The organism is Prauserella aidingensis (genome assembly GCF_024171865.1).
Taxonomy (GTDB): domain Bacteria; phylum Actinomycetota; class Actinomycetes; order Mycobacteriales; family Pseudonocardiaceae; genus Prauserella; species Prauserella aidingensis.
In genome coordinates this window covers 1-23,209 of the sequence record NZ_JAMTCN010000027.1, presented here as the reverse complement: position 1 = coordinate 23,209, position 23,209 = coordinate 1, and the positions used below count along the sequence as shown (strand labels likewise).

The following is a 23,209-nucleotide window of genomic DNA, read 5'->3' as shown; positions in this document are numbered from 1 at the left end:
CGCGAGAGTGAAAGGGGAGTTCGACGGTGGATACGACGAAACAGGCCGAACGGGCGGCCGACGCTCCGGTCGTGGAGGTCATCGAGACGTCGTCGCTGGGGGACCGGAGCTATATCGCCACCGACGGCGGCGTCGCGGTGGTCGTCGACCCACAGCGGGACGTCGACCGGGTGATCGCGGCCGCCGGGCGGCTGGGTGCCCGGATCGTGCTGGTGCTGGAAACGCATGTGCACAACGACTACGTGTCCGGTGGCCTCGAGCTGGCCCGGCTGACCGGGGCGGACTACGGGGTGGCGGCCGCCGACGAGGTGCCATTCGACCGCAGGCCGCTGTCGGACGGCGACGTCGTGGAACTCTCGGCGCGAATGCGGGTGCGGGCGGTGGGCACTCCGGGGCACACGTTCCACCACCTCTCTTATGTGCTGGAAGGCCGGGACGGACCGGTGGGCGTGTTCACCGGCGGGTCGCTGCTGTTCGGTACCACAGGGCGTACCGACCTTCTCGGGGAACAGCACAGTGAGGACCTGGCGCGTCACCAGTACGCATCGGCGCAGCGGCTCGCCGAGAACCTTCCGGACGGCGCCCAGATCTGGCCCACCCATGGATTCGGCAGCTTCTGCTCGGCCGCTCAGGCCTCGGGCGACTCGGCAACCCTTGGTGAGCAGAAGCGCATCAACCCTGCGCTGACACTGTCGGAGGGCGAGTTCGTCGAACAGACGCTCTCCGGGCTGGACGCCTATCCGGCGTACTACGCGCACATGGGTGTGCAGAACACCAGCGGGCCGGAGCCGCTTGACCTGCGCGAGCCGGTTCGTGCGGATCCGGAGGAGCTGCGGCGTCGCCTGGAGCACGGCGAGTGGGTCGTCGACCTGCGGTCTCGCAAGGCTTACGTCGTCTCGCATCTCGCCGGCACCGTCAGTCTCGGACTGGACGGGCCGATGGCGACCTGGCTCGGCTGGATGATCGACTGGGGCGCTCCGATAACCCTGCTGGGCGAGTCGCGTGAGCAGGTCGGCGAGGCTCAGCGTGAGCTGACCCGCATCGGCATCGACAAGTTCGCCGCGGCAGCGGTCGGGCCTCCGGAGGAGCTGGCAGCCGATCCCGGGCAGGTGCGCAGCACTCCGACAGCGACCTTCGGCGATCTGGCCGCGGCGCTGGGTGGCGATCCCACCGGGCTTCCGGCACCGGAGGTGGTGTTGGACGTCCGGACCAACAACGAGTTCGGCGCCCGGCACGTCACCGGTGCCGTGCATGTCCCGCTCTACGAGCTCAAGGACCGGCTCGGTGAGGTTCCGGCCGGTGCGGTCTGGGTGCATTGCGGAAGCGGTTACCGCGCCACCGCCGCAGCGTCGCTGCTCGAAGCCGCGGGCCGCACGGTCGTAGTCATCGACGACATGTTCGACGGCGCCGGCCAGGCCGACGTGCCGTTGACCGACGGAATCTGACAGTGCACATCGCCGGACAGTCCGCATCACCGAAACGATTGCGAGGTACCGCACGCGTGCCCCACGCATTGCCCACGACCGTCGACGCCACACAGGTCCGCGAGCTACGGGACGTCGATCCCCGGATCCGGCTGATCGACGTGCGCGCACCCGGGGAGTTCGCTTCGTTGCACATCCCGGGTTCCTACAACGTCCCCCTCGGTCTGTTGCGGGAACACCGCAAGGAGCTCACAACCCGGCTCGGTGACCCGGTGGTACTCGTGTGCGCCTCGGGCGCCCGTGCCGAACAGGCACGCGGTCTGATGGAAAGTGCCGGGCTGGAGCGGCTGAGCGTGCTGCACGGCGGTATCGCCGGTTGGGAACAGCAGGGCGGTGAGCTCAACCGGGGACGCGGCACCTGGGCCATGGAGCGGCAGGTCCGGCTGGCGGCCGGGTTGCTCGTGCTGACCGGCGTGGTGGCGAGCATCGCCTACGAACCGCTCAAGTGGATCGCAGGGTTCGCCGGTGCCGGTTTGACGTTCGCGGCGGTGAGCAACACGTGCGCGATGTCGCGTGCGCTCGGAATGCTGCCGCACAACCGCACGTCCCGCACCGAGGACCAGTCGCTCATCGAAGCGCTCACCGGTGGCAGCCGCGTCGAAGGCCGGGACTGAGACCGGTGGGTCCGCGACTTCGCACACGGCGCGGGCGGTTGCCGACCGTCCCGTTGGGCGGATAGGTGCTTTCGTTGCTGTTGTCCGCGATATTCGGCGCCGCAATCGGGTTGGCGCTGGGATTGCTCGGTGCCGGTGGTTCGATCCTCGCGGTGCCGGCGCTGGTCTACGGCGTGGGACTGCCCCTGGGAGACCGCCGTTCCGACGTCCCTGGTGGTGGTCGCCCTGCCCTCGGTGGGAGCGGTGCTGCCGCGCGAGCGCCGGACGTCGGTGTGGTGGCCCGTCGCGTCGGTGTTCGGTGCGGCCGGTGTGCCCGCCGCGTTCGGGGGCACCGCCCTCGGGAAGCTGCTGCCACAACGCTGGCTGCTGGTGGCGTTCGCCGTACTCATGGTTGTCGTCGCGGTACGCATGCTGCGCGGCGAGGAAGCTCAGAGCGGTGCCTGCCGGACAGTGCAGGGCGCGATCAGTTGGCGTACCTGTCTTCCCAAATCGGTGTTGACGGGTGCGGCCGTCGGGGTGTTGACGGGATTGTTCGGTGTCGGCGGAGGTTTTGTCGTCGTACCGGCTCTCACCCTGTTGCTGGGCCTGGGCGCCCAGCAGGCGGTCGCGACGTCGTTGGTGGTCGTTCTGATCAACTCGGCTGCCGGATTCACCGCGCACGCGGGCACGGCCGGTGACATCGACTACCGAATTCTGCTGCTGTTCGCCGGTGCGGCGTTGGTCGTGTCAGTCGTGGCCGCACGGTGGTCGGCGAAGCTGGACGCGGCCACGGTCCGCCGCTGGTTCGCCGTCGTCGTGTTGGCCGTGGCGGTGTTCGTCGCCACGGCTGCGGTGGTCAATCCGTCGGCAGTGGGATGACGGCAGGCGGCCGCGACGAGAACGAGCCCGCACCCCGGCGGATCGCCGGAGTGCGGGCTCGTCGACGTGGGGCTTCCGTGTCAGGTGACGGCGGGCGTCACGTGGAACAGGAGGCCTGCCACGGCTCCGCCGAGCAGTGGCCCGACGATCGGGATCCAGCTGTACGACCAGTCGGCGCCTTCACGACGTCCCATGGGCAACAGCGCATACACGATGCGCGGGCCGAGGTCACGTGCCGGGTTGATGGCGTACCCGGTCGGGCCGCCGAGCGACGCGCCGATGCCGACGACCAGCAACGCGACCGCCAGCGGGCCGAGCCCCGTCGGCGTGTTGCCGAACACCAGCACCACGTACACGAGCACGAACGTGCCGATGGCCTCGGTCACCACGTTCCAACCCGGCGTGCGCAACGCGGGTCCGGTGGCGAACACCCCCAACGTCCCGGAGTGGTCCTCCTCGGCGTCGAAATGCTTCTTGTACGCCAGGTACACCAGCACGGCGCCGAGCATCGCGCCCAGCAGCTGCCCGGCCAGATAGACGGTGACGTGCCACGGCGTCGCGGGAACGCCCGGTGCGAGGTCGTTGCCCGCGATCCAGATCCCCGCCGTCACCGCCGGGTTCAGGTGCCCACCGGAGTACGCGGCGGCGTACACACCGGCGAACACCGCGAGGCCCCACCCGAAGTTGATCAGCAGCCAGCCGCCGCCGAACCCCTTCGTCGTCGCCAGGCTCACGTTGGCGCCGACACCGCAGCCCAGCAGGACCAGCAGGGCGGTGCCCATGGTTTCGGAAAAGAGAATGCTCCCCATCGAGCCTCCTTCGGGTCACCGCAGACGCGCGGCACCGGCGCACGAAGTCGACAACGCGCGCGGATTCGACGGAGTCAGCGGTGGAAAACGGAGTGTCGGAAATGTGTCGGGCGGCGGTGAGAAATCACCACACGGTGTAGCCGCCGTCGACGACGAGGTCGGTGCCGGTGCAGAAGCCGGCGGCCTCGGAAGCCAGGAACACCACGGCCGGCGCGATCTCGCGGGGCTCGGCCACGCGGCCCATCGGCGTGCCGTCGAGCCACGCCTTGCGCCATTCCTCGTTGTTCATGCCGCGCTTGGTCAGTTCCGTGCCCACGTAGCCGGGCGAGACGGAATTGACCCGGACGCCGCGATCGGACCATTCGCCTGCGAGCGACTTGGTCAGATGAATGACGGCGGCCTTGGCGGCGTTGTAGGCGGACTGCGGCTGCGGGCGGTTGGCGATGTGCCCGCTCATGCTGCCGGTGTTGATGATGCTGCCCGAGCCCTGCGCCAGCATGCGCTTGCCCTCGGCGCGGCAGGAGTAGAACACGCCGTCGAGGTTCACCGACATGACGCGGCGCCAGTCCTCGTCGCTCAGGTCCTCGCTCGGGTGGTTGTGGACGATGCCCGCGTTGTTGACCGCGACGTCGAGCGAGCCCGCCGTCTGCACCACGTGGTCGACCGCGGCGTCGATGCTCGCCGAATCGGTCACGTCGGCCGCCACGAACTCGGCCCCGAGCTCCTCGGCGGTGGCCTTGCCGACGTCGGCGTCGAGGTCGCACACGAACACCCGGGCGCCTGCGTCGCTCAGCCCTGTGGCGATCGCGGCGCCGATGCCCTGCGCGCCTCCGGTGACCAGTGCGGTCCTGCCTTCGAGCGTGTACGGGTTCGTCACTTCGTCTCCCTACCGGTCGTCGAGGGCCGCGCCGACGGCGCGGAGCTGACATCGCGGATCTCGTGTGTTCCGTCGGCCCGGCCGATCACCATCTCGTCGGCGATGCCGGTGAACAGGCCGTTCTCCACCACGCCCGGAATCCAGTTGAGCCGGCCGTCCAGCGCGAGCGGGTCGAGGATCCGTTCCAGGTGGGCGTCGATCAGGTAGTTCCCGCTGTCGGTCACCACCGGTTCGTCGCCGCTCCTGCGCAGGGGCAGGTCCGGGTTCCGGTACCCGAGCCGCTCGAGCAGCGCCGCGACCGAACGCCGGGTCGCCTCCCACGAGAACGGCACGATCTCGATGGGAAGGGGGAAGGCCCCGAGCGTGTCGACCACTTTGGACTCGTCCACCACGGCGACCATCCGGTCCGAGGCGTCCGCGACGATCCGTTCCCACAGCAGGCACGCGCCGCCGCCCTTGATCATGGCGCCGTCGTGGTCGATCTCGTCCGCGCCGTCGATGGTCAGGTCGAGCCGTTCGACGTCCGCCAACGTCGTCAGCGGGACACCCACCTCGAGCGCCAGCTCCCTGGTCGACGTCGACGTCGGCACGCCGACGACGTTCAGCCCGTCGGCGACGGCCTCGCCCAACTTGCGGACGAACCAGTGGGACGTGGTGCCCGAGCCGAGGCCGAGCCTCATGCCGTCGGACACGTAGGCGCCGATCGCGGCCGAGCCCGAGACCACCTTGGCAACGTCCTGGGATGTGCTTGGTTGCATGAACTTCCTGTCTGCCGTTTCTGCTGTGCCGTTCCTGCTGTGTCGGGTCAGGACTTCCGGATTCGCGCGAACAGCTCGTCGAACCGCTCGATCACGGCGTGGTCGCCGGCGTGTCCCCAGGCGACGTGCACGTAGTCGACACCGACCCGCTTCGCGGTCTCCGCGTCGATCGCGGTGTCGCCGACGTACAACGACTCCGGCGGCGGCACGTCGAGGCGGTCGAAGGCGGTGCGCAGGTGCTCCGGGTCGGGTTTGCCGGCCGCGACCTCGTCGATGCCCACGACCGCGTCGACCACGTCGGCGAGACCGGTGTGGTGCAGCACCCGGTGCGCGAGCGCGGACCGTTTGTTGGTGCACACGCCGATGCGGACACCGTGGGCGTGCATCTCGGCCACCGCGTCGCCCGCGTCGGCGTACAACGTCGTCTCCGCGACCGGGTCGGCGGTGTAGGCCGCGGTGTAGTCCGCCAACGCGGTGTCCACACCCGACTCGGAACCCCCTGCGAGCGCTACCGCCCTGCCGACGAGGGCGCGGGCCCCCTCACCGAGGAGGCCACGGACCTGGTCGGCCGTCACCGGCGCGAGCGACTGCGCGGCGAGTGCCGTGTTCAGCGCGCGGGCGATGTCCGGGGCGCTGTCCACCAACGTGCCGTCGAGGTCGAAGACGACGGCACGGGCTCCTCGCGGCATCACGCCTCCGCGCCGGCGTAGAGCGGCCGCAGCCCTTCGTACAGGGCGCGGTGCCGGGCGAAGACCGTGTCGTAGACGCGGGCGCTGTCGGTGTCGGGGGTGAACGTCCGCTCGATGCTCACTCCGGACACCGCCTCGTCCAGACTGTTCCAGTAACCGACCCCGACACCGGTCGCCAGCGCGGCACCGTACGCCCCGCCCTCGGCCGCACCGGTGACGGTGACGGTCTCCCTGCCGAGGACGTCGGCGAGCAGCTGCAGCCACAGCGTTTCGCTCGTCGCCCCGCCGGAGGCGACGACACGGTCGCACTCCAGTCCCGCCTGCCGGCAGACCTCGAGGATCTCCCGCATGTTCAGCAGCACGCCCTCCAGCACGCTGCGCGAGAAGTGCCCGAGGTGGTGCATCGGTGTCAGGCCGATCCAGCTCGCCGACGCCTCGGGAGCCAGGTTCGGGGACCGCTCGCCGAGCAGGTACGGCAGGAACAACAGCCCCTCGGCACCCGGCTCGACGTCCTTGGCCAGGGCCACGAGCTTCTCGAACGACACGGGGTCGGCGGTCGTCGCCGGGGCCAGCGCGTCGCGCAGCCACTGGAACGCGCCTCCCGCGCTCAGCGAGACGCCCATGACGTGCCAGCGGCCCGGACCGTTGCCGCACGAGACCTGCACCCGCCCGCTCGGGATGTTCGGGCAGCTCGCCGCACCGCCCGCGACGATGCCCGCGGTCCCGATGGTGAAGCCGACCGGGCCCGGGTCGATGAGGCCCATCGCGGTGGTCTGGATGACGGCGTCGCCACCGCCGCCGTACACCTGGACGCCCTCGGGGATGTTCCAGCGCCGTGCCAGCTCCGGGAGCAGCGCTCCGGTGGCGTCGATCGACTCGACCGCGTCCGGAAGCAGTCCGCGGTCGATGTCCAGCAGTGTGAGCAGTTCCTCCGACCAGACGCGCTCGGCGACGTCGAACAGTCCCGTGCCGGAGGCGTCCGAGACGTCGGTGACGTGGTTGCCCGTCATCTTCAGGCGCAGATAGTCCTTGGGGTTGAGCACGTGCGCCATGCGCGCGAAGAGCTCGGGCTCGTTCTCCCGGAACCAGACGATCTTGGGTGCGGTGAATCCGGGCAGCATCCGGTTGCGGGTCATGCGGATGAGCTCGTCGAGCCCGCCTGCGCGCTCGGTGATCCAGTCGCACTCAGCGGCCGCTCGCTGGTCGTTCCACAGGATGGCACGTCGTAGCGGCTCGCCGTCGGAGTCCAGCGCGGTCAGGCCGTGCATCTGGCCGCACAGGCCGATGCCGACCACTTCGCGTCCCCGCTCCGGAAGGGAGGCGGTCACCGCCGCGATCGCCTCGTCGGTGGCGCGCCACCAGCCGGCCGGGTCCTGTTCCGCCCACCCGGGCCGGAGGTTGTGCACGGGGTAGTCCCGCGAATGCTTGGCGACCACCTCGCCCGCTCGGGATACGGCGATGACCTTGCACGACGAAGTGCCCAGATCGATGCCAATCAGCATGATGCGACCGTCCTTTCGCGCCTCACTGCGCGTTGTGGCGAAGCCGGATGTGCTTGAGTTGCAGGTAGTTCTCGAGTCCTTCGTGACCGTGTTCGGAGCCGAAGCCGCTTTCGCGGCGGCCCCCGTAGGGCGCGTTGATGACCCCGGCGTCGACGTTGTTCACCGCGACGTTGCCGAAGTCGAGGTCGCCGGCGAGCGTGAACGTCTCCGTCGTGTCGGTGGTGTAGGCGTAGGCGGCCAGCCCGCCGGGCGCGGCGTTGGCGCGGGCGACGGCGTCGTCGAGGTCGGTGAACCGTGCGACACCCACCAGGGGCCCGAACGTCTCCTCGTGCATGACCAGCGCCTCGTCCGGTGCGTCGGCCACGACGGTCGGGCGAAGGAACAGTCCGGGCGAGTCCGGCCGCGGCGGCTCGCCTCCCGCGACGACCCGCGCCCCCTGCGCGCGGGCGTCGGCGATGTGGTCGAGGGTGCGCCGGTACGTCTCGGGCATCGTCATCGCGCCGACGTCGGCATCGGGTTCGGCGAGACCGTCGGCGACGGTCAGCGCGTCGGCGGCCTTCGCCAGCCCCGCGACGAACTCGTCGTACACCCCGTCCTGCACGTAGATCCGGTTGATCGCGATGCAGATCTGCCCGGCGTTGCGGAAGGAACGCCGAGTGGCGCCCGCGATCGCGGCGTCGACGTCGGCCCGGTCGGTGACGATCATCGGGCAGCTTCCGCCCAGTTCGAGGGACAGCGCGGTGATGCCGTTGACGGAGCGGTAGATCTCCTGGCCCGTGCGCATCGAGCCGGTGAACGCGATCTTGGCGACGTCCGGGTGCTCGGCCAGCGCCTGCCCGGCCTCGCCGTCGCCATACACGACGTTGACGACACCAGGGGGCATCGCCTCGGCGACACACTCCGACAACAGCTGCGCCGATCCCGGGGTGTACTCCGACGGCTTCAGCACGATCGTGCACCCCGCGGCGGTCGCACCGGCGAGCTTCCAGCCGGTGAGTTCGATCGGGTAGTTCCACGGCACGATGCCCGCGACCGGTCCGATCGGCTCCTTCTGCACGATGCTGAGGAAACCGGCCGTGTCGTTGGGGATCGTCCGGCCGAAGACGCGCTCGGCCTCCTCCGCGTAGTAATGCAGCGCGGACACGAACTTGGTGACCTCGCCGCGTGCCTCGGTGCGCGGCTTTCCCTGCTCCCGCGTGATCGAGACGGCCAGTTCGTCGACACGGGTCGCGCAGACCTCGGCGAGCCGGTGCAGGTGGCGGGCACGCTCGGCGGGCAGGGTCTTGCGCCAGGCGGGGAACGCCGCGACCGCGGATCGCACGGCCGCGTCGACGTCGCGTGCGGTCGATCGCGGTGCCACGGCGGCCAGGTCGCCGGTCGCGGGGTTGTGCCGATCGATCGTGTCGCCGCCGGCGTCCCGCCAGTCTCCGCCGTGGAAGTTCCGGCAGGTGATCACGTCGGTGTGATGGTGCATGGTGCTGTGTCCGCTCTCATGGACGGCGGACCCGGGTGCGGTCACGGTTTCGGCCTGTGCCGAGTGGGGCAACCCGGATCCACTGATTTGTATGATGATCGGACTTTAGCTTCGGATACACACCCGCCGCAACCCGTTCGGGGGTGTCGACTCAGGCGGGCTCGTCGCCGTTCCGGCCGGGAGCGAGGCGGTCGGCGTGCCGCATGATCCGCCGGAGGTGGTTCTCCGTCGCGAACCGCGCGCGGGACGGGTCACCAGCGGCGATGGCGTCGGCGATCTCCGCGTGTTCGCGCACGGTGTCGGTCGCCTCCGACGGATACGCGGGCCCCGACGAGTACGTCTCGCGCAGGAAGCCGTTGATCGGCTTGATCATCAGCGAGAAGAACGGGTTTCCGCTGGCCTTGGCCAGGATCTCGTGGAACGACAGGTCGGCGTCGAGGAACTTCTCGCGCACGTCGACGTTCGCGGCGAGCCGGTCGTTCTCCGCCTGCATCGCCTCGAGATGTGCCTCCTCCCTGCGTGCCGCCGCGAGTACCGCCATCTCGACCTCGAGTACCAGTCGCAGTTCGAGAAGCTGCTCGAAGCTGCCTTCGCTGAGGCGGAGCAGGAGCGAGTACTGGTCGGCGATCAAGCGGCCGTCGAACTCGGAGACGACCATGCCGCGGCCCGGCTTCACCGTGACGAGTCCTCGCTGGACCAGCAGTCGGGCCGTCTCGCGCACGACCGTGCGGCTCACGTCGAACCGGTCGGCGAGTTCGGCCTCGGTGGGCAGTCGCTCGCCGACCGGCAGCTGCAGGATCTCGTCCTGGAGCGTGTCGGCGAGGGTCTCCGGAAGCCTCCGCCGGGCGCCGTGATCGAAGTTCATAGCACGATTGTATGGCTCATCGGATGCTGTATGACGACCTGTGTACCCAGGTCGCCGCGCGAAAGGGTGACAGTGGCGAGATGTCGGCTGTGGCCCACGTGACGTTCGTGTCTGGTGCCGGCGCACATTTGTATGACAAACTGATGTTTGCTGGGTTCGACACGGCAGGGAAGGCACATCTGTGAAGCTCACCGACTACGCCAGTAGCGTTCTCCCGGACGACGCCGACCGGGCGACCCTCGTGGCACGGATTCACGACCCCGGAAGTGGGGGGCCGTGCGTCGCCGCGCTGCGAGGGGACGTGCTCGTCGACCTCACGGAGGTCACGCCGACGGTCGCCGACCTGGTGGACCGACCGGACGCCGTCGACGTGGTGCGCACCGCACAGGGTTCGCGCAGCTGGCCGCTCGCCGACGTGCTGGAGGCGACGTTCGACGGCGACCGCACCCGGGCGCACCTGTTGGCCCCCGTGGACCTCCAGGTGCTCAAGGCCGCGGGCGTGACGTTCGCGCGCAGCATGATCGAGCGGGTCATCGAGGAGCGGGCGGCAGGGGACCTGCACCGCGCCGAGGAGATCCGCGGCAAACTCGGCGAACTCGTCGCGGGCCGCATCTCGCAGGTCGTGCCCGGATCCGAGGAGGCAGCGCGGGCGAAGGAACTGCTGGTCGCCGAAGGGTTGTGGTCGCAGTACCTCGAGGTCGGCATCGGCCCCGACCCGGAGATCTTCACCAAGGCGCCCGTGCTGTCGGCCGTCGGCACCGGCGCGCAGATCGGCGTGCTGGAACGCTCGACGTGGAACAACCCGGAGCCCGAACTCGCCGTCGTGGCGGACTCCCGCGGTGCGCCGATCGCCGCGACGCTCGGCAACGACGTCAACCTCCGCGACTTCGAGGGGCGCAGCGCACTGCTGCTCGCCGAGGCCAAGGACAACAACGCCTCGTGCGCACTCGGCCCGTTCCTGCGCCTGTTCGACGACGGTTTCGGCCTGGACGACGCGCGGGGAATCGACGTCGAGCTGGAGATCAGCGGCCGCGACGGGTTCTCGCTCAGCGGCGTCAACCCGGTCAGGGAGATGAGCAGGGACATCAGCACCCTGCTCGACCACGCACACGGTCCGCATCACCGCTACCCGGACGGGTTCGTGCTGCTGACCGGGACGATGTTCGCCCCCACCGAGGACCGCGACGTTCCGGGGCAGGGGTTCACGCACAAGATCGGCGACATCGTGCGCATTTCGTCCCCGAAGCTCGGGGCGCTGGTCAACGAGGTCAACACCGCCGAGCAGGCACCGGACTGGACGTTCGGGATCCGTGCCCTGTACGGCAATCTCGCCGCACGCGGCCTGCTGTCCGGTGTGCGGGGACAGGAGGTTCCGGCATGACACGCGTCGTCGTCACCGACCACGCCTTCGGCGACGTGACCGGCGAGGCCGCGGTCGCCGAGCGGCACGGCGCCGAGTTCGGGGTGCATCAGTGCCGAACCGAGGAGGAGACCGTCGAGGCGGTGCGCGGCGCGGACGTCGCGTTCGTCAACTTCGCGCCGACGACCCGTGCCGTCCTCTCCGCGATGGCCGACGGCGCATCGGTGATCCGGTACGGCATCGGCTACGACAACGTCGACGTCGCCGCCGCGACCGAACTCGGGATCACCGTGGCGAACGTGCCGGACTACGGCGTCGACACCGTCGCCGACCACACCGTCGCCTGCCTGCTGACGCTGTTGCGCAGGCTGACCCGGTTCGACCGGGCCGTGCACCGGGACGGCTGGTGCGCTCCCCGCGACCTCGGATCGGTGCCCGGGTTCGCCGACACCACGATCGGCCTCGTCGGCCTCGGGCAGATCGGGTTCGCGGTCGCGGAGCGGCTCGCTCCGTTCGGGTTCTCCGTGCTGGCCCACGACCCCTACGCCGACGCCGATGCGGCGGCCGCCCACGGTGTCCGGCTGTCCGCATTGGACGAACTGCTCGGTGCGGCCGACGCGGTGTCGTTGCATGCGCCGTTGACCGCCGAGACCAGCAAGCTTCTCGACGCGGCGGCCTTCCAACGCATGCGGACGGGAGCCTTCCTGGTGAACACCTCCCGCGGGGGCCTCGTCGATCAGGACGCGCTCGCCGACGCGGTCGCGTCGGGAAAGATCGCCGGTGCCGCGCTCGACGTGTTCGACCCCGAACCGCTCGCGGAGGACTCCCGGTTGCGGGAACTTCCCGAGGTGCTGCTGACACCCCACGCGGCGTTCTTCTCGGACAGTTCCCTCGCCGCGCTGCAGCGGTTGGCGGCCGAGGAGGCCGACCGCGCGTTGTCGGGCACACCGCTGCGGTGCCCGGTGCGCTGACGGACACTGTGACGGCGGCGCCCACGGTGCGCCGATCCCGTCCACCCGAACAGTTCCCATCGGCAAGTCTCGACGGAAAGGTGATGTCGTTGAACCAGGGAGTCGATCCGCGTACCGGCGAGCCGGTCGGTGATCCGATCCCCGACACCGGTGCCGAGGAGGTGCGCAGCGCCGTGCAACGTGCGGCCGACTGCGCGCCGCGGCTGGCCGGCCTGGCCTACGCCGACCGGGGCCGGTTGCTGAGCGCGCTGGCCACGGCACTGCGGCGTAGCGAGAACGAACTGGTCGAGCTCGCCGACCGCGAGACCGCGCTCGGCAGTCCGCGGCTCCCCGGTGAGCTGGCCCGCACGGCGGCGCAGTTGGACATGTTCGCCGACGTGCTGCGTGACGGCGCCTTCTGCGAAGCGGTCATCGACAGGCCCGATGCGAACGCGGTCCCGCCGCACGGCGACCTGCGCCGCATGCTGGTGCCGCTCGGTCCGGTCGCGGTGTTCGCGGCCAGCAACTTCCCGTTCGCGTTCTCGGTGCTCGGTGGTGACACGGCGAGTGCACTGGCCGCCGGATGTCCGGTCGTGGTGAAGGCCCATCCCGGACATCCCGGCCTGTCCGCGCGGATCGCGGAGTTGGCGACCGAGGCCCTGTCGGAAGCGGGTGCTCCCGACGGGATGTTGAGCGTCGTGCACGGTTACGAGGCGGGGCCCGCGTTGGTGACCGACCCGGCGATCACGGCGGTCGGCTTCACCGGCTCGACCGGCGGCGGCCGGGCGCTGTACGACCTGGCCGTCGGACGGGAGAACCCGATCCCGTTCTACGGGGAACTCGGCAGCATCAACCCGGTCGTCGTCACGGAGGCCGCGGTCGCCGCGCGTGGCCGCGAGGTCGCCGAGGGACTGGCCGGGTCGTTCCGGCTCGGCACCGGGCAGTTCTGCACGAAGCCCGGCGTGGTGTTCGTGCCCGCCGATTCCGGCTTCGACGCGCAGGTCACCGACGCCGTGGGTCCGTCGAAACCCGCGCCGATGCTCACCGCGCGGATGCGGGACGCCTTCCAGTCCGGTATCGCCGCTCTGTCGGAGGTGCCCGGCGTGCGTGAGCTGGTGAAGGCCGAGCCGTTGGACGCCGACGGTCACGACGTCCTCCCCGCGGTGCTGGCCGTGGACGCCGAGACCTTCGCCGCCCGTGCCGACGTGCTGGCGGGAGAGTGCTTCGGCCCGGTCACCGTGCTCGTGGAGTACCGCGACAGCGACTCCCTGCACCGGGCTCTGCGCACCGTGCCGGGCAGCCTCACGGGAAGTGTTCACGCCGAACCCGGCGACCCCGCGGCGGCCGACGTCGTCGCGGCGTTGCGGGAGAACGTCGGGCGGATCATCTTCAACGGCTGGCCGACCGGCGTGGCCGTGACCTGGTCACAGCACCACGGCGGTCCGTGGCCCGCGACCACCGACCCGCTCCACACGTCGGTGGGGGCCACGGCCATCCGGAGGTTCCTGCGCCCGGTGACCTACCAGGACGTTCCGGACGAGCTGCTGCCCGAGGAGTTGCAGGACGCCAACCCGCTCGGCATTCCCCGGCGCGTCGACGGTGCCGCGACCTGACGGCGGACTGCCGGGTCCCGTCGCCTCGCGACGGGACCCGGCAGCCCGAGCCGGCGCCGGACGTCACGCCGAGCGTGTGCTCACGAGTGTCGGGTAGTCCAGGTAGCCGGTGTGGTCGCCGCCGTAGGCCTTGGACAGGTCCGGCAGCGCGAGCGGGGCGCCGTCGGCGGCGAGGCGCGTCACCAGGTCCGGGTTGGAGATGAACAGCCTGCCGAACGAGACCACGTCGGCCGTTCCGTCGTCGATCAGTGCCAGCCGCCGCGGGTGTTCGAGCGGGTCGGCTCCCGCCGGGTTGAGCAGCAATGCGCCCGACCAGGCCGCCCGGATCTCGGGCGTCAGCGCCGGGTCTCCCGCCTCGACCAGGTGCAGATAGGCCAGGCCGAACGTGTCCAGTTCGGACACGAGGCCGCGGTAGGTCGTCGGGTGGTCCTCCTCCGCGGTGTCGCCGAGTCCGTTGTTCGGCGAGAGTCGAAGCCCCGTGCGGTCGGCGCCGATCGCCTCGGTGACGGCCCGCACGACCTCGACGGTCAGCCTGCTCCGGTTGCGCGGACCGCCGCCCCACGCGTCCGTGCGCAGATTGGCGTTGGTCGACAGGAACTGGTGCAGCAGGTACCCGTTCGCGCCGTGCACCTCCACGCCGTCGAATCCGGCGGCCACGGCGTTGCGTGCCGCGTCGGCGAAATCGGTGACGGTCGCCGCGATCTCGTCCTCGGTCAGCGCCCGGGGCACGACGTGGTCGCGGAGCCCCGTGGGCGTGAACACCTGCCCGGCCGCCCGGACCGGGGACGGGCCTACCGGTGTGAGCGGACCGTGCCCGGCGGCCTCGGTGGTGCTGGGGTGGCCGATGCGGCCCGTGTGCATCAGCTGCGCGACGATCGTGCCGCCCTCGGCGTGGACGGCGTCGGTCACCTGCCGCCACGCGCGGCGCTGGTCCGCGCCGTGCAAGCCAGGGGTTGCGGGATAGCCCTGCCCGATCATGCTGGGCTGGATGCCTTCGGTGACGATCAGTCCCGCCCCTGCGCGCTGGGCGTAATAGGTCGCCATGTCCGCGGTGGCGAGGGTGTCGTAGGCCCTGCTGCGGGTCATGGGTGCCATCGCGATGCGGTTGCGGGCCGTCATGCTGCCGAGGGTGATGGGGTCGAAAGCGGTCGTTTGCTCGCTCATCGTCGTGCTCCCTTGCCGGTTCGCGGTGTGGTGTCGCCCTGATACTTAGCCGAACAACTAAGCTGCGCCGCGAATTCCTTGGCCGAACAACTTTCTGCGGTAGGCTTGCCACGTGAACGACGAGACGGGCTTCGGCGCCGGACCGCTGAGTCATGCGATCTTCCGGGTGGCGCGCCTCCACAAGGCGTGGGCGGCGCGGCTGCTGAGCACGACGGGGCTCTATCCGGGCCAGGAACTCGTCCTGATGACGCTGTGGCGGGACGGGCCGCGACGACAAGCCGATCTCGTGCACACCCTCGACTCCGACGCGCCGACGATGACCCGCAGCATCGCCCGCCTCGAGAAGGCGGGCCTGGTGCGCAAGGAGACCTCGCAGGAGGATCGGCGCGTCACGATCGTCGAGGTGACCGAAGCCGGCCTGGAGCTGCGCGAGCCGGTCGAACAGGCATGGGCGGAACTGGAACGCCTGACGGTCGGGTCGCTGTCACCGCGGCGGCAGACCGAGGTGCTCGCGGCGCTCGCGGACGTGGAGCGGAACCTGCTCGATCCGGACGAGTCGGCGACCGGAACCGGCGAATCGTGACCCGGCGGGTGTCGTGCCCGACCCGACCGCGGCGCCGGACCCCGGTCGCGCTACGTCCCGGCTGTCAGGGGCGACGATACGACGTCGGACGTCACGCCGGTGTGCGGTCGATCCAGAGCTGCGTCGGGGCCCGGGTGAACACGCCCGCCTCGGCGGGCGCTCCGTCGGCGAACCGGACCGTCGGCATGGCGTCGAGCAGCATGTCCACGCCGACCTCGATCTCGGTCTTCGCCAGCATGGCCCCGACGCAGAAATGCCTGCCGAGGCAGAACGCGAGGTGGTCGGCGGCCGCGGAGAACGCCTTGGTGGTCGACAGGTCGTCGCGGAAGATGTCGAACGTCTCCGGGTCGGTGTAGTGCTGCTCGTCCCTTCCCGCCGCGCCGATCAGGCACGTGACCGTGCTGCCCGCGGGTACGACACCGCCCGACAGTTCGACGTCCTCGCTCGGCTGGCGCATGATCATGTGCACCGGTGGGGAGAACCGCAGCGTCTCGGCGAACGCGGCCCCGATCAGTGAGCGGTCCGCACGCACGGCCTCGAGCTGGTCCGGATGTTCGAGCAGGTTCTTCATCAGGCTGGCGATCGCCTTGTCCGTCGTCTCGCCCCCTGCCGTCAACAACAGGCTGCAGAACGCCTTGATCTCCTCGTCGGTCATCCGCTCGCCGTCGATCTCGGCGGCGCACAACGTCGACAGCAGGTCGTCGCCCGGATTCTGCCTGCGCTGCCGAATGATCGGGATCATGTACGCGGCGAATTCCTCCTTGGTGCGCATTCCCTCGGCCATCACGTCCGGGTCCTGCGTCAAATTGGACAGAAACGCCATGATCGACGTGTACCACCCGTGGAACGTGGCGTGGTCGCTCTTCGGGAGCCCGAGCATGTCGACGATCACGTTGATCGGAAATCGGGTGGCGAAGGCCTCGACGAGGTCGACCGGGTTCCTGTCACGCAGCCCGTCGATCAGTGCCCGGCTGTTGCGTTCGATGACCGGGAGGAATTTCGTCTCCAGCTCGTTGCCGCGGAACGCCGAGGACACCAGCGCCCGGTGTGTGGCGTGCTCGCGGCCGTTCATCTGCAGAATAGTGCGGCCGTGGACCGGTTCGAGCTGCCAGTCGTAGTTGTCACTGGTGAAAACCGGGTCCCGGAAGGCCTTCTCGACGTCGTCGTAGCGCGAGATGATGTAGCTCTGCATTCCCTCGTGCCAGATCAGCGGGTGTTCGCTGCGCATGATGCGGTAGAACGGGTACGGGTTCTCGGCGAACTCCGCGGACAGGATGTCCGGCGCCTCGTGCAGAGCAGTCATCGTCAGCGATCTCCTTCGATCCGAACCGGCGGGCGGTGCCCCTGCGCCGGCCATGCGGCCGCAACCGCGATTCGTGAACTGCGTCACATCACGAGCAGTATCGGGTCGGGCGTAATTCATGTCAAGGATGCGCATGGAATGCGGCCGTCGATGCACGCGAACGCACGACGGATCTCACCCGCCGAGCCGAAACGCTCCGGCCAGGCCGCGGGGTGCACATCCTCCGGCACGACGGCCGCCACTCGACGACCACCGCGGCGCCACGGGCTGGACCGACACTGTCGCCGTCATCGACATCGCGTTGGAGGATTGATGAGGACGAACGGAAACGGTCGCCGGGGCGCGGATTGGTTGTCGGCCTCGCTGCAGCCGCGTTGACACTGATGACCCCCGCGGCCCAGAGCGCGCCGCAGACGGATTCGGGCGAGATGTCGGCGGCGCAGGAGACCTCGGCGCTGCAGGAGACGTCGGCGGTGCAGTTCTGGGCGCGCATCACGGGGGACGGGGTCAACGTCCGGACCGGTCCCACGCTCGGCTCGACGATCCTCGGCACGCTGAACCGGGGTGATCGCGTGTACGTGCGTGGCTGGGCCAACGGCGACAGGTATGAGAACGCCTGTGGCGTGAGCGGCGGGCACTGGCGCGAGATCGACTACGGGGGCGGGACCGCCTGGGTCGCATCCGGCTGCCTCCTCGCGGAGTAGCGAACGGCCACCGCGCAACGGGAACTGTCGCCGCGGCGCCGCGCAGCCGTGTCGCTCGATCGGCCGGTCGTGGCACGGGCGCGACGTGCGGTCACTCGTCCTCCGTCAGCAGCTCTGCCAGCACCTGCGCGTGGCTGCGCTCGACGTCCTTGGTGGCCGTCAGGAGGGTGAGCCGCCCGCCGTCGGCGCGTGCGCGGAGCCGACCGACGGCGTCGGCGGCGTCGCCGGACGTCAGTTCCCGCCGGTAGCGACGACGGAATTCGGCGAACTTGTCGGGATCGTGCCCGTACCACTTCCTGAGGTCGGTGGACGGCGCGACCGCCTTGGCCCATTCGTCCAGTCCCGCGGACTCCTTCGTCATGCCCCGCGGCCACACCCTGTCGACCAGCACACGGTCGCCGTCGTCGCTGCGTGGGTCGTCGTAGATCCGCCGCACCTGAACGTCCCTGTCCGGCATGCCTTCGACCTCCTCGGCTCGGGAACCCACGTGCACGGTGCCGCACCTGCCGACTACCCGGCGCGCCACGCGGTCACGACGTCGGCAGCGATGCCACCACCTGCCGCAACGCCCCGACCAGCGGCGACGAGTCGGCCACGCGGGTGCACAGCGAGATCGGGCACGGCTCGGCGTCGGAGACCGGCACGAAGACGATGTCGGGATGGCCGTGGCTCGCGGGTACGAAGCCGCCGGTGATGCAGACGGCCTGCTCCGCGGCGACGGTTTCGAGCAGCTCGTCCATGGTCCGCACCGACGGGCCGTACCGCACGGGTGTGCCGCTGGGACGGGGGTCGCAGGCCCACCAGCGGACCCACTCCGGGTCGGCGTCGTCGTCGGTCACGTGGGTCTCGTCGTCGAGGTCGGCGAGGGTGACGACGTCGCGGGTGGCCAGCCGGTGTGTGGCGGGAAGCGCCACGACGCGGGGTTCGCGGTCCACGACGTCGAGGCGGAGGCCCGTGGTGTCCGAGATCGGTGGCCGTACCAGTGATGCGTCGACGTGCCCGTCGCGCACCGCCGACGCCTGGTGCGGCCATGCCAGCTCCACGCGCTCGACGGACATCTCGGGAGCCTGATGGCGCAGCTTCGTGATGATGTCGCGTGCGCGGGGCCCCGCGGAGGCGGTCACGAAGCCGAGCCGGAGCGTGGTGGCGAGTTGTCGCCGGTAGGCCACGGCGCGGTCGGCCGCGTCGAGCGATCGCCGCGCCTCGGGCAGGAACCGTTCCCCCGCCGGAGTGGGGCGGATCGGGTGGGCGGTGCGATCGACGAGCTCGGTGCCGAGGGCGCGTTCCAGCTTGCGTACCTGCTGACTCAGCGCCGGTGTGCTGACGTACAACTTCTCCGCCGCCCGGCCGAAATGTCCCTCGTCGAGGACTGCGACGAGGTAGCGCACGAGATGCAGGTTGATGTCCACGGGCTGACCCTCCCGTCGCGACCGACCGGGTTTCCGAACACCTCAGATCGGGTTTCTGACCTGGGGCGTTAACCGGACAGTTTATACGACGGCGGGGATTTGTCATGGACGCTCACCGGCGGTGAGCCAAGGATGGCAATACCCGAACCGACTCGACGAGGAGTTGAATGGTGAGCCGCTACGAGCACGACTTCACGCACATGTTCGCGGGCTTGGAGAAGCAGATCGCCGAGACCGACAATCCCCGCCACCGGGCGATCCTGAAGAACTACCGCCTCCACGGTCTGTTGGAGGTTTCCGGGCGGTACGAGGAGTTGCTCTCGCCCACCATGACGGTCGAACATCCGCACTACCGCATCCACGAGGGCGGTCAGTCGATCATCCTCGACGGCATGGCCGAGGTCAGGGCGTTCTACCGATCGCTGGTGGAGGCGAACGCCCTGGTGATGTGGGTGGCCGAGCAGGACATCGCCGTCAACGACCACGGATTCTCCGGTGAGGTCGTGTTCAACGAGTTCGTGCCGGCGCCGATGCTCGAGGGCAGCGCGTTCGGCAACATCCAGGCGGGCGAGGACCCGAGTGAGATCTACCTGCTCAAGCGCACGCTCGCGTTCGTGTGGCCCTACGACGAGCACTGCCGGATGATCGGCGAGCACGTCTACGAGGACGCCGCGTCCCGCGAGATCACCAAGCCGGATCCCGCCGACGTCATCACGGCGGAACGTGCCGCGGAACTGCTCGCCCCCGAGACCGACAAGGAACTGCCCTGTTAGGACGCTCCGCTGTCGCGCTCTGCCGCGCCGGTTGACGCGGCCGCGGTGCGACACGGTCGCGGACCCGCGCGCGTGCCCGGTCCGCGACCGTCGCCGCGTGCCGGAGCGCGTTCGGCATCGGCGGGGCTCCGGGTGGGCGGCCTCGGGATCGGCGCAGCCATGTCGGATGGGCGCAGCCGTGTCGGGCGGGCACACGCCCGTCGGCAACCCCGCGCGGATGGCCGCCGGGTGAATTCCCCGGTGACGGGGCTCCGCGACCGCGTCACATGGTGGTCCAGACCTGTCGGCTCATGGTCGTCCCTTTCATTCGTGTTCGCCGGTTGTGCGGAATCCGTTCAGCCTCGTCCGGAATGGTTGCTCTCCGCCGGCCCTCGGGCCGGTCACTGCCCCCGACTCATCGGAGTGCAACGCATGTTCAGGTCCGCTGCAGGAGAACGTAGAAGGGTTCGCGCGCTGGTCGCGACGTGCTCGGCCGTCGCGGTCGCCGCGACGTCGGCCGCCGTACTCGCCCCGGCTGCGGGTGCGCAACAGAAGCAGGCCGACGACGGTGTCTACCGCGGCCAGGTCGAGGTGGTGCCCGCTTCGGAAGGATCCGCCGAGCAGGACGTGCTGACGGGCAGGGTCTTCGTCGACGGCAACGAGGACTCCCGCGCCGGCGACGGCGAGCGCGGTCTGGCCGGGGTCGCCGTGTCGAACGGGCGCGACGTCGTCACGACCGACGACCAGGGCCGCTACCGGCTTCCCGCGTTCGACAACATGACGGTGTTCATCACCCAGCCGAGCGGCTACCAGGTCCCCGTCGACGAGTACAACGTTCCGCAGTTCCACTACAACCACCTGCCGGAAGGCTCGCCCGACCTGAAGTACGGCGGCATCGAGCCCACGGGTCCGCTGCCCTCGGCGGTCAACTTCCCGGTGGTGAAGAGCGCCGGCACCGCGGCCGACGAGCAGAGCTGCATCATGGCCGGCGATCTGCAGACCTACAACCGCACGCAGGTCGACTACGCCCGCAAGGGTGCGATCAACGACATGGCGCAGCGCGACGACTACGCGAGCTGCGGTTCGCTGTTCGTCGGCGACGTCGTCGGTGACGACCTGTCGCTCTACCCCGACGTCAAGGAACTCACGAAGCAGACCAACGGCCCGGCGCGATTCCTGCCCGGCAACCACGACCTCGACTTCGACGCCGCGACGGCTGCGCACTCGTTCGACACCTTCCGCGAGCAGCTGGCCCCGACGTACTACTCCTACGACGTCGGCAACGTCCACTTCGTCGCGTTGAACACGGTGGAATACCCGTGCAGGCCCGACGAGGACAACCTCGACGGCATCGGCACCCAGTGCGACGACCCCGAGGGCGACCCGAGCTACAACGGTTCGATGAGCGACCGGCAGCTCGCCTGGCTGGAACGCGACCTCGAGCGGGTTCCCAAGGACAAGCTCGTCGTCGTGGCGAGCCACATCGGTCTGGTCAACTACAACGACCAGTCCAGCGCGGTGCACCAGACCGACCAGGCGGCTGATGTGTACGAACTGCTCAAGGGCCGCAAGGCCGTCGCCGTCTCCGGCCACAGTCACACGATCGAGAACATGAAGAAGGGTGACTCGGCCCAGGGCTGGAAGGACACCCACGGTTTCGACAAGCTGCCGTTCCCGCACATCACGGCGGGCGCCATCTCCGGCGACTGGTACTCCGGCGAGGTCACCGAGGACGGCTACCCGACCGCCATCGGCAAGGACGGCGGCAGGCCCGGCCTGCTCACCCTGGACGTCGACGGCTCGAAGTTCCAGGAGCGCTACACGGTCACGGGCGCCGGCGACACGGTGCAGACGCAGCTCGGCATCAACAACCCGACCTACCGCGAGTGGTCCGAGGAACGGGCCGAGTGGAACGAGAACCCGGAGGGCGAGGCGCCGAAGCTCGACGAGCCCCTCGTCGTCGACTCCGACGACCTGGCAGGCCGCACCTGGCTGACCACCGACTTCTGGATGGGCGCCAGCGGTTCGTCGGTGAAGGTGGCCCTCGACGGCGGGCCTGCGAAGAAGGCCACGCGTACCCAGGAGATGAAGGGCGAGGCGAAGCGCAACGGCCCGGAGTGGTCCGACCCGTACGCCGTCTCGCAGCAGCTCGTGCACGGCGGGAGCATCGCCGACTCGTCGATGCACCTGTGGCGCTACGAGCTGCCCACCGGCCTCGAACCGGGTGAGCACACCGCCGAGGTGACCGCTACCGACTCGTACGGCCGCGAGTTCACCGACTCGCTGACCTTCGAGGTCACCGGGTAAGAGGATCTCGTCGTTCAAGCCCCCGGTCGGCGCTCCGCGCGCTGACCGGGGGCTCTGTCGCTTACTCACCGTAATACTTCTGGGAGTCCCCGGTACGAGACTTCGAAGCACACCGCGCGGTATGCCGTGCCCCTCGTCGAGCGTCCGGTCAGGTTGCCGTCGACAGCGTGTGGTGACGGGCGCACATGGGTAGTCGACAGTTCAGCAACTGGACTTACTACACGAGCTCGGAAGCTGTCGGCCGCGTTTGGTCGACGAGTTGGGCAGGTAGTACAGGTTCCGTCGAAAGGTCGATCATGGATAGAACAGGCGACCGCTCCGGAATTTCTAGCCATCCGGTCCGGCTGGCCGCGACAGTAGTTTCCGGCGTATTCTTGCTGGTCGGCATCCTTGGATTCGTTCCTGGGGTTACCACGGGGTACGATGGTATGACCTTTGCTGGACATGAATCCACTGCGATGCTATTGGGTATATTCCACGTTTCGATATTGCATAACATCGTGCACTTGCTCTTCGCAGTAGTCGGCTTCGCGCTTGCGCGGTCAGACGGTGGCGCCAGGGTGTTCCTTGTCGGTGGCGGCGTTGTTTATTTGATCCTATGGATCTACGGCCTCGTCATCGATATGGACAGTGGTGCCAACTTTGTACCCTTGAACACGGCTGACAATTGGCTGCACTTCTTCTTGGGAATCGGAATGATTGCACTGGGTGCCCTGTTGTGGCGTACGGGACCCTCCGCTCGTTCCGATACACCTAGTCCTCGCACGCAAGGTGGGCAGCAAGGGGCATAGCGAGCGTCACATTGTCGGGTTGTCGACAGGGACAAGTGGGAACACGAACAGTGAGGTGATCTCAGCGAGGTAGTAACTGGCGCATGAGATCTGTGGCATGGATGCGCTGAGATGAGGCGGAGAGCCCCTGGTAGGACTGGTCTCACCACAAGATCAAGTCCCCATACCCAGAGGCTCTCCGTGATTGCTCATCCTGCCATCCTTGATGTCTCCCGCGAGCTCGCCCGTCAGGTGGCGTGGCTGCTGCAGGCCGAACGTCGTCGTCGGGGCACTCGCGCGGGAACACGTTCGCTGACCTGCTTCTGGCAGGCTGTGCTGGGGCTACGCTGGTTTCGCGACCGCG

General features: G+C 69.3%; 23 protein-coding genes. 12 read left to right on the top strand and 11 right to left on the bottom strand.

What is annotated here, in order from left to right:
- Positions 1-26: 26 nt before the first annotated feature.
- From LY13_RS21225 to LY13_RS21215, 3 genes are all read left to right on the top strand, one after another.
- Entirely contained in the window at positions 27-1,445 is a 1,419-nt protein-coding gene (locus tag LY13_RS21225) for an MBL fold metallo-hydrolase (protein WP_253830371.1), read from the top strand.
- 56 nt (positions 1,446-1,501) lie between these two features.
- On the top strand, positions 1,502-2,098 hold the full coding sequence (locus tag LY13_RS21220; RefSeq protein ID WP_253830370.1) for a rhodanese-like domain-containing protein: 597 nt from the start codon (positions 1,502-1,504) through the stop codon (positions 2,096-2,098).
- 213 nt (positions 2,099-2,311) lie between these two features.
- On the top strand, positions 2,312-2,956 hold the full coding sequence (locus tag LY13_RS21215) for a sulfite exporter TauE/SafE family protein (RefSeq protein WP_308216379.1): 645 nt from the start codon (positions 2,312-2,314) through the stop codon (positions 2,954-2,956).
- Positions 2,957-3,036: 80 nt separating this feature from the next.
- Here LY13_RS21215 and LY13_RS21210 read toward each other — a convergent pair whose 3' ends face one another.
- The 7 genes from LY13_RS21210 to LY13_RS21180 form a co-directional block, all read right to left on the bottom strand.
- A complete protein-coding gene (locus LY13_RS21210) occupies positions 3,037-3,765 on the bottom strand; it encodes an MIP/aquaporin family protein (protein ID WP_253830369.1) in 729 nt (242 codons plus the stop codon).
- Positions 3,766-3,889: 124 nt separating this feature from the next.
- On the bottom strand, positions 3,890-4,642 hold the full coding sequence (locus LY13_RS21205; protein ID WP_253830368.1) for an SDR family NAD(P)-dependent oxidoreductase: 753 nt from the start codon (positions 4,640-4,642) through the stop codon (positions 3,890-3,892).
- A complete protein-coding gene (gene rpiA, locus LY13_RS21200; RefSeq protein ID WP_253830367.1) occupies positions 4,639-5,400 on the bottom strand; it encodes a ribose-5-phosphate isomerase RpiA in 762 nt (253 codons plus the stop codon). The genes LY13_RS21205 and rpiA overlap by 4 nt, the downstream gene beginning before the upstream one ends.
- A 47-nt stretch (positions 5,401-5,447) precedes the next feature.
- Positions 5,448-6,089, bottom strand: coding sequence for an HAD family hydrolase (locus LY13_RS21195; protein WP_253830366.1), 642 nt, complete (start codon positions 6,087-6,089; stop codon positions 5,448-5,450).
- Positions 6,089-7,591 carry a xylulokinase gene (xylB, locus tag LY13_RS21190; protein WP_253830365.1) on the bottom strand — a complete coding sequence of 501 codons (1,503 nt, stop codon included), beginning with the start codon at positions 7,589-7,591 and terminating at the stop codon, positions 6,089-6,091. The genes LY13_RS21195 and xylB overlap by 1 nt, the downstream gene beginning before the upstream one ends.
- Before the next feature lie 22 nt (positions 7,592-7,613).
- Positions 7,614-9,065 carry an aldehyde dehydrogenase family protein gene (locus LY13_RS21185; RefSeq protein WP_253830364.1) on the bottom strand — a complete coding sequence of 484 codons (1,452 nt, stop codon included), beginning with the start codon at positions 9,063-9,065 and terminating at the stop codon, positions 7,614-7,616.
- Positions 9,066-9,216: 151 nt separating this feature from the next.
- Positions 9,217-9,930: a FadR/GntR family transcriptional regulator gene (locus LY13_RS21180; protein WP_253830363.1), complete on the bottom strand. Its 714-nt coding sequence runs from the start codon at positions 9,928-9,930 to the stop codon at positions 9,217-9,219.
- Positions 9,931-9,953: 23 nt separating this feature from the next.
- Between LY13_RS21180 and LY13_RS21175 the strand changes: the two genes are divergently transcribed.
- The 4 genes from LY13_RS21175 (at position 9,954) to LY13_RS21160 (ending at position 13,853) form a co-directional block, all read left to right on the top strand.
- Entirely contained in the window at positions 9,954-10,115 is a 162-nt protein-coding gene (locus tag LY13_RS21175) for a hypothetical protein (RefSeq protein WP_253830362.1), read from the top strand.
- Positions 10,112-11,311, top strand: coding sequence for a fumarylacetoacetate hydrolase family protein (locus LY13_RS21170; protein WP_253830361.1), 1,200 nt, complete (start codon positions 10,112-10,114; stop codon positions 11,309-11,311). The genes LY13_RS21175 and LY13_RS21170 overlap by 4 nt, the downstream gene beginning before the upstream one ends.
- Positions 11,308-12,261: a C-terminal binding protein gene (locus LY13_RS21165; RefSeq protein ID WP_253830360.1), complete on the top strand. Its 954-nt coding sequence runs from the start codon at positions 11,308-11,310 to the stop codon at positions 12,259-12,261. The genes LY13_RS21170 and LY13_RS21165 overlap by 4 nt, the downstream gene beginning before the upstream one ends.
- A gap of 83 nt (positions 12,262-12,344) precedes the next feature.
- Positions 12,345-13,853, top strand: coding sequence for an aldehyde dehydrogenase (NADP(+)) (locus LY13_RS21160; RefSeq protein WP_253830359.1), 1,509 nt, complete (start codon positions 12,345-12,347; stop codon positions 13,851-13,853).
- 63 nt (positions 13,854-13,916) lie between these two features.
- Here LY13_RS21160 and LY13_RS21155 read toward each other — a convergent pair whose 3' ends face one another.
- Entirely contained in the window at positions 13,917-15,017 is a 1,101-nt protein-coding gene (locus tag LY13_RS21155; protein ID WP_253830358.1) for an alkene reductase, read from the bottom strand.
- 112 nt (positions 15,018-15,129) lie between these two features.
- On the opposite strand from LY13_RS21155, the gene LY13_RS21150 reads away from it, so the two are divergent.
- Positions 15,130-15,600 (top strand): MarR family winged helix-turn-helix transcriptional regulator, encoded by a 471-nt coding sequence (locus LY13_RS21150; protein ID WP_253830357.1) that lies wholly within the window; start codon positions 15,130-15,132, stop codon positions 15,598-15,600.
- A 91-nt stretch (positions 15,601-15,691) separates the two neighbouring features.
- Here LY13_RS21150 and LY13_RS21145 read toward each other — a convergent pair whose 3' ends face one another.
- Entirely contained in the window at positions 15,692-16,903 is a 1,212-nt protein-coding gene (locus tag LY13_RS21145; protein WP_253830356.1) for a cytochrome P450, read from the bottom strand.
- 383 nt (positions 16,904-17,286) lie between these two features.
- On the opposite strand from LY13_RS21145, the gene LY13_RS21140 reads away from it, so the two are divergent.
- Complete coding sequence (locus tag LY13_RS21140) at positions 17,287-17,607, top strand: SH3 domain-containing protein (protein WP_253830355.1); 321 nt, start codon at positions 17,287-17,289, stop codon at positions 17,605-17,607.
- 91 nt (positions 17,608-17,698) lie between these two features.
- On the opposite strand, the gene LY13_RS21135 is transcribed toward LY13_RS21140, so the two are convergent.
- Positions 17,699-18,064, bottom strand: a complete 366-nt coding sequence (locus tag LY13_RS21135) for a DUF488 domain-containing protein (RefSeq protein WP_253830354.1) — start codon at positions 18,062-18,064, stop codon at positions 17,699-17,701.
- 73 nt (positions 18,065-18,137) lie between these two features.
- On the bottom strand, positions 18,138-19,016 hold the full coding sequence (locus tag LY13_RS21130) for a LysR family transcriptional regulator (protein ID WP_253830353.1): 879 nt from the start codon (positions 19,014-19,016) through the stop codon (positions 18,138-18,140).
- Positions 19,017-19,183: 167 nt separating this feature from the next.
- Between LY13_RS21130 and LY13_RS21125 the strand changes: the two genes are divergently transcribed.
- The 3 genes from LY13_RS21125 to LY13_RS21115 all read left to right on the top strand — a co-directional run bounded on the left by LY13_RS21125 (position 19,184) and on the right by LY13_RS21115 (position 22,866).
- Positions 19,184-19,789 carry a hypothetical protein gene (locus LY13_RS21125; protein WP_253830352.1) on the top strand — a complete coding sequence of 202 codons (606 nt, stop codon included), beginning with the start codon at positions 19,184-19,186 and terminating at the stop codon, positions 19,787-19,789.
- Positions 19,790-20,200: 411 nt separating this feature from the next.
- Positions 20,201-22,075 (top strand): calcineurin-like phosphoesterase C-terminal domain-containing protein, encoded by a 1,875-nt coding sequence (locus LY13_RS21120; RefSeq protein WP_253830351.1) that lies wholly within the window; start codon positions 20,201-20,203, stop codon positions 22,073-22,075.
- Between the two features lie 296 nt (positions 22,076-22,371).
- Positions 22,372-22,866, top strand: a complete 495-nt coding sequence (locus LY13_RS21115) for a DUF4383 domain-containing protein (RefSeq protein WP_253830350.1) — start codon at positions 22,372-22,374, stop codon at positions 22,864-22,866.
- Positions 22,867-23,209: the final 343 nt, after the last annotated feature.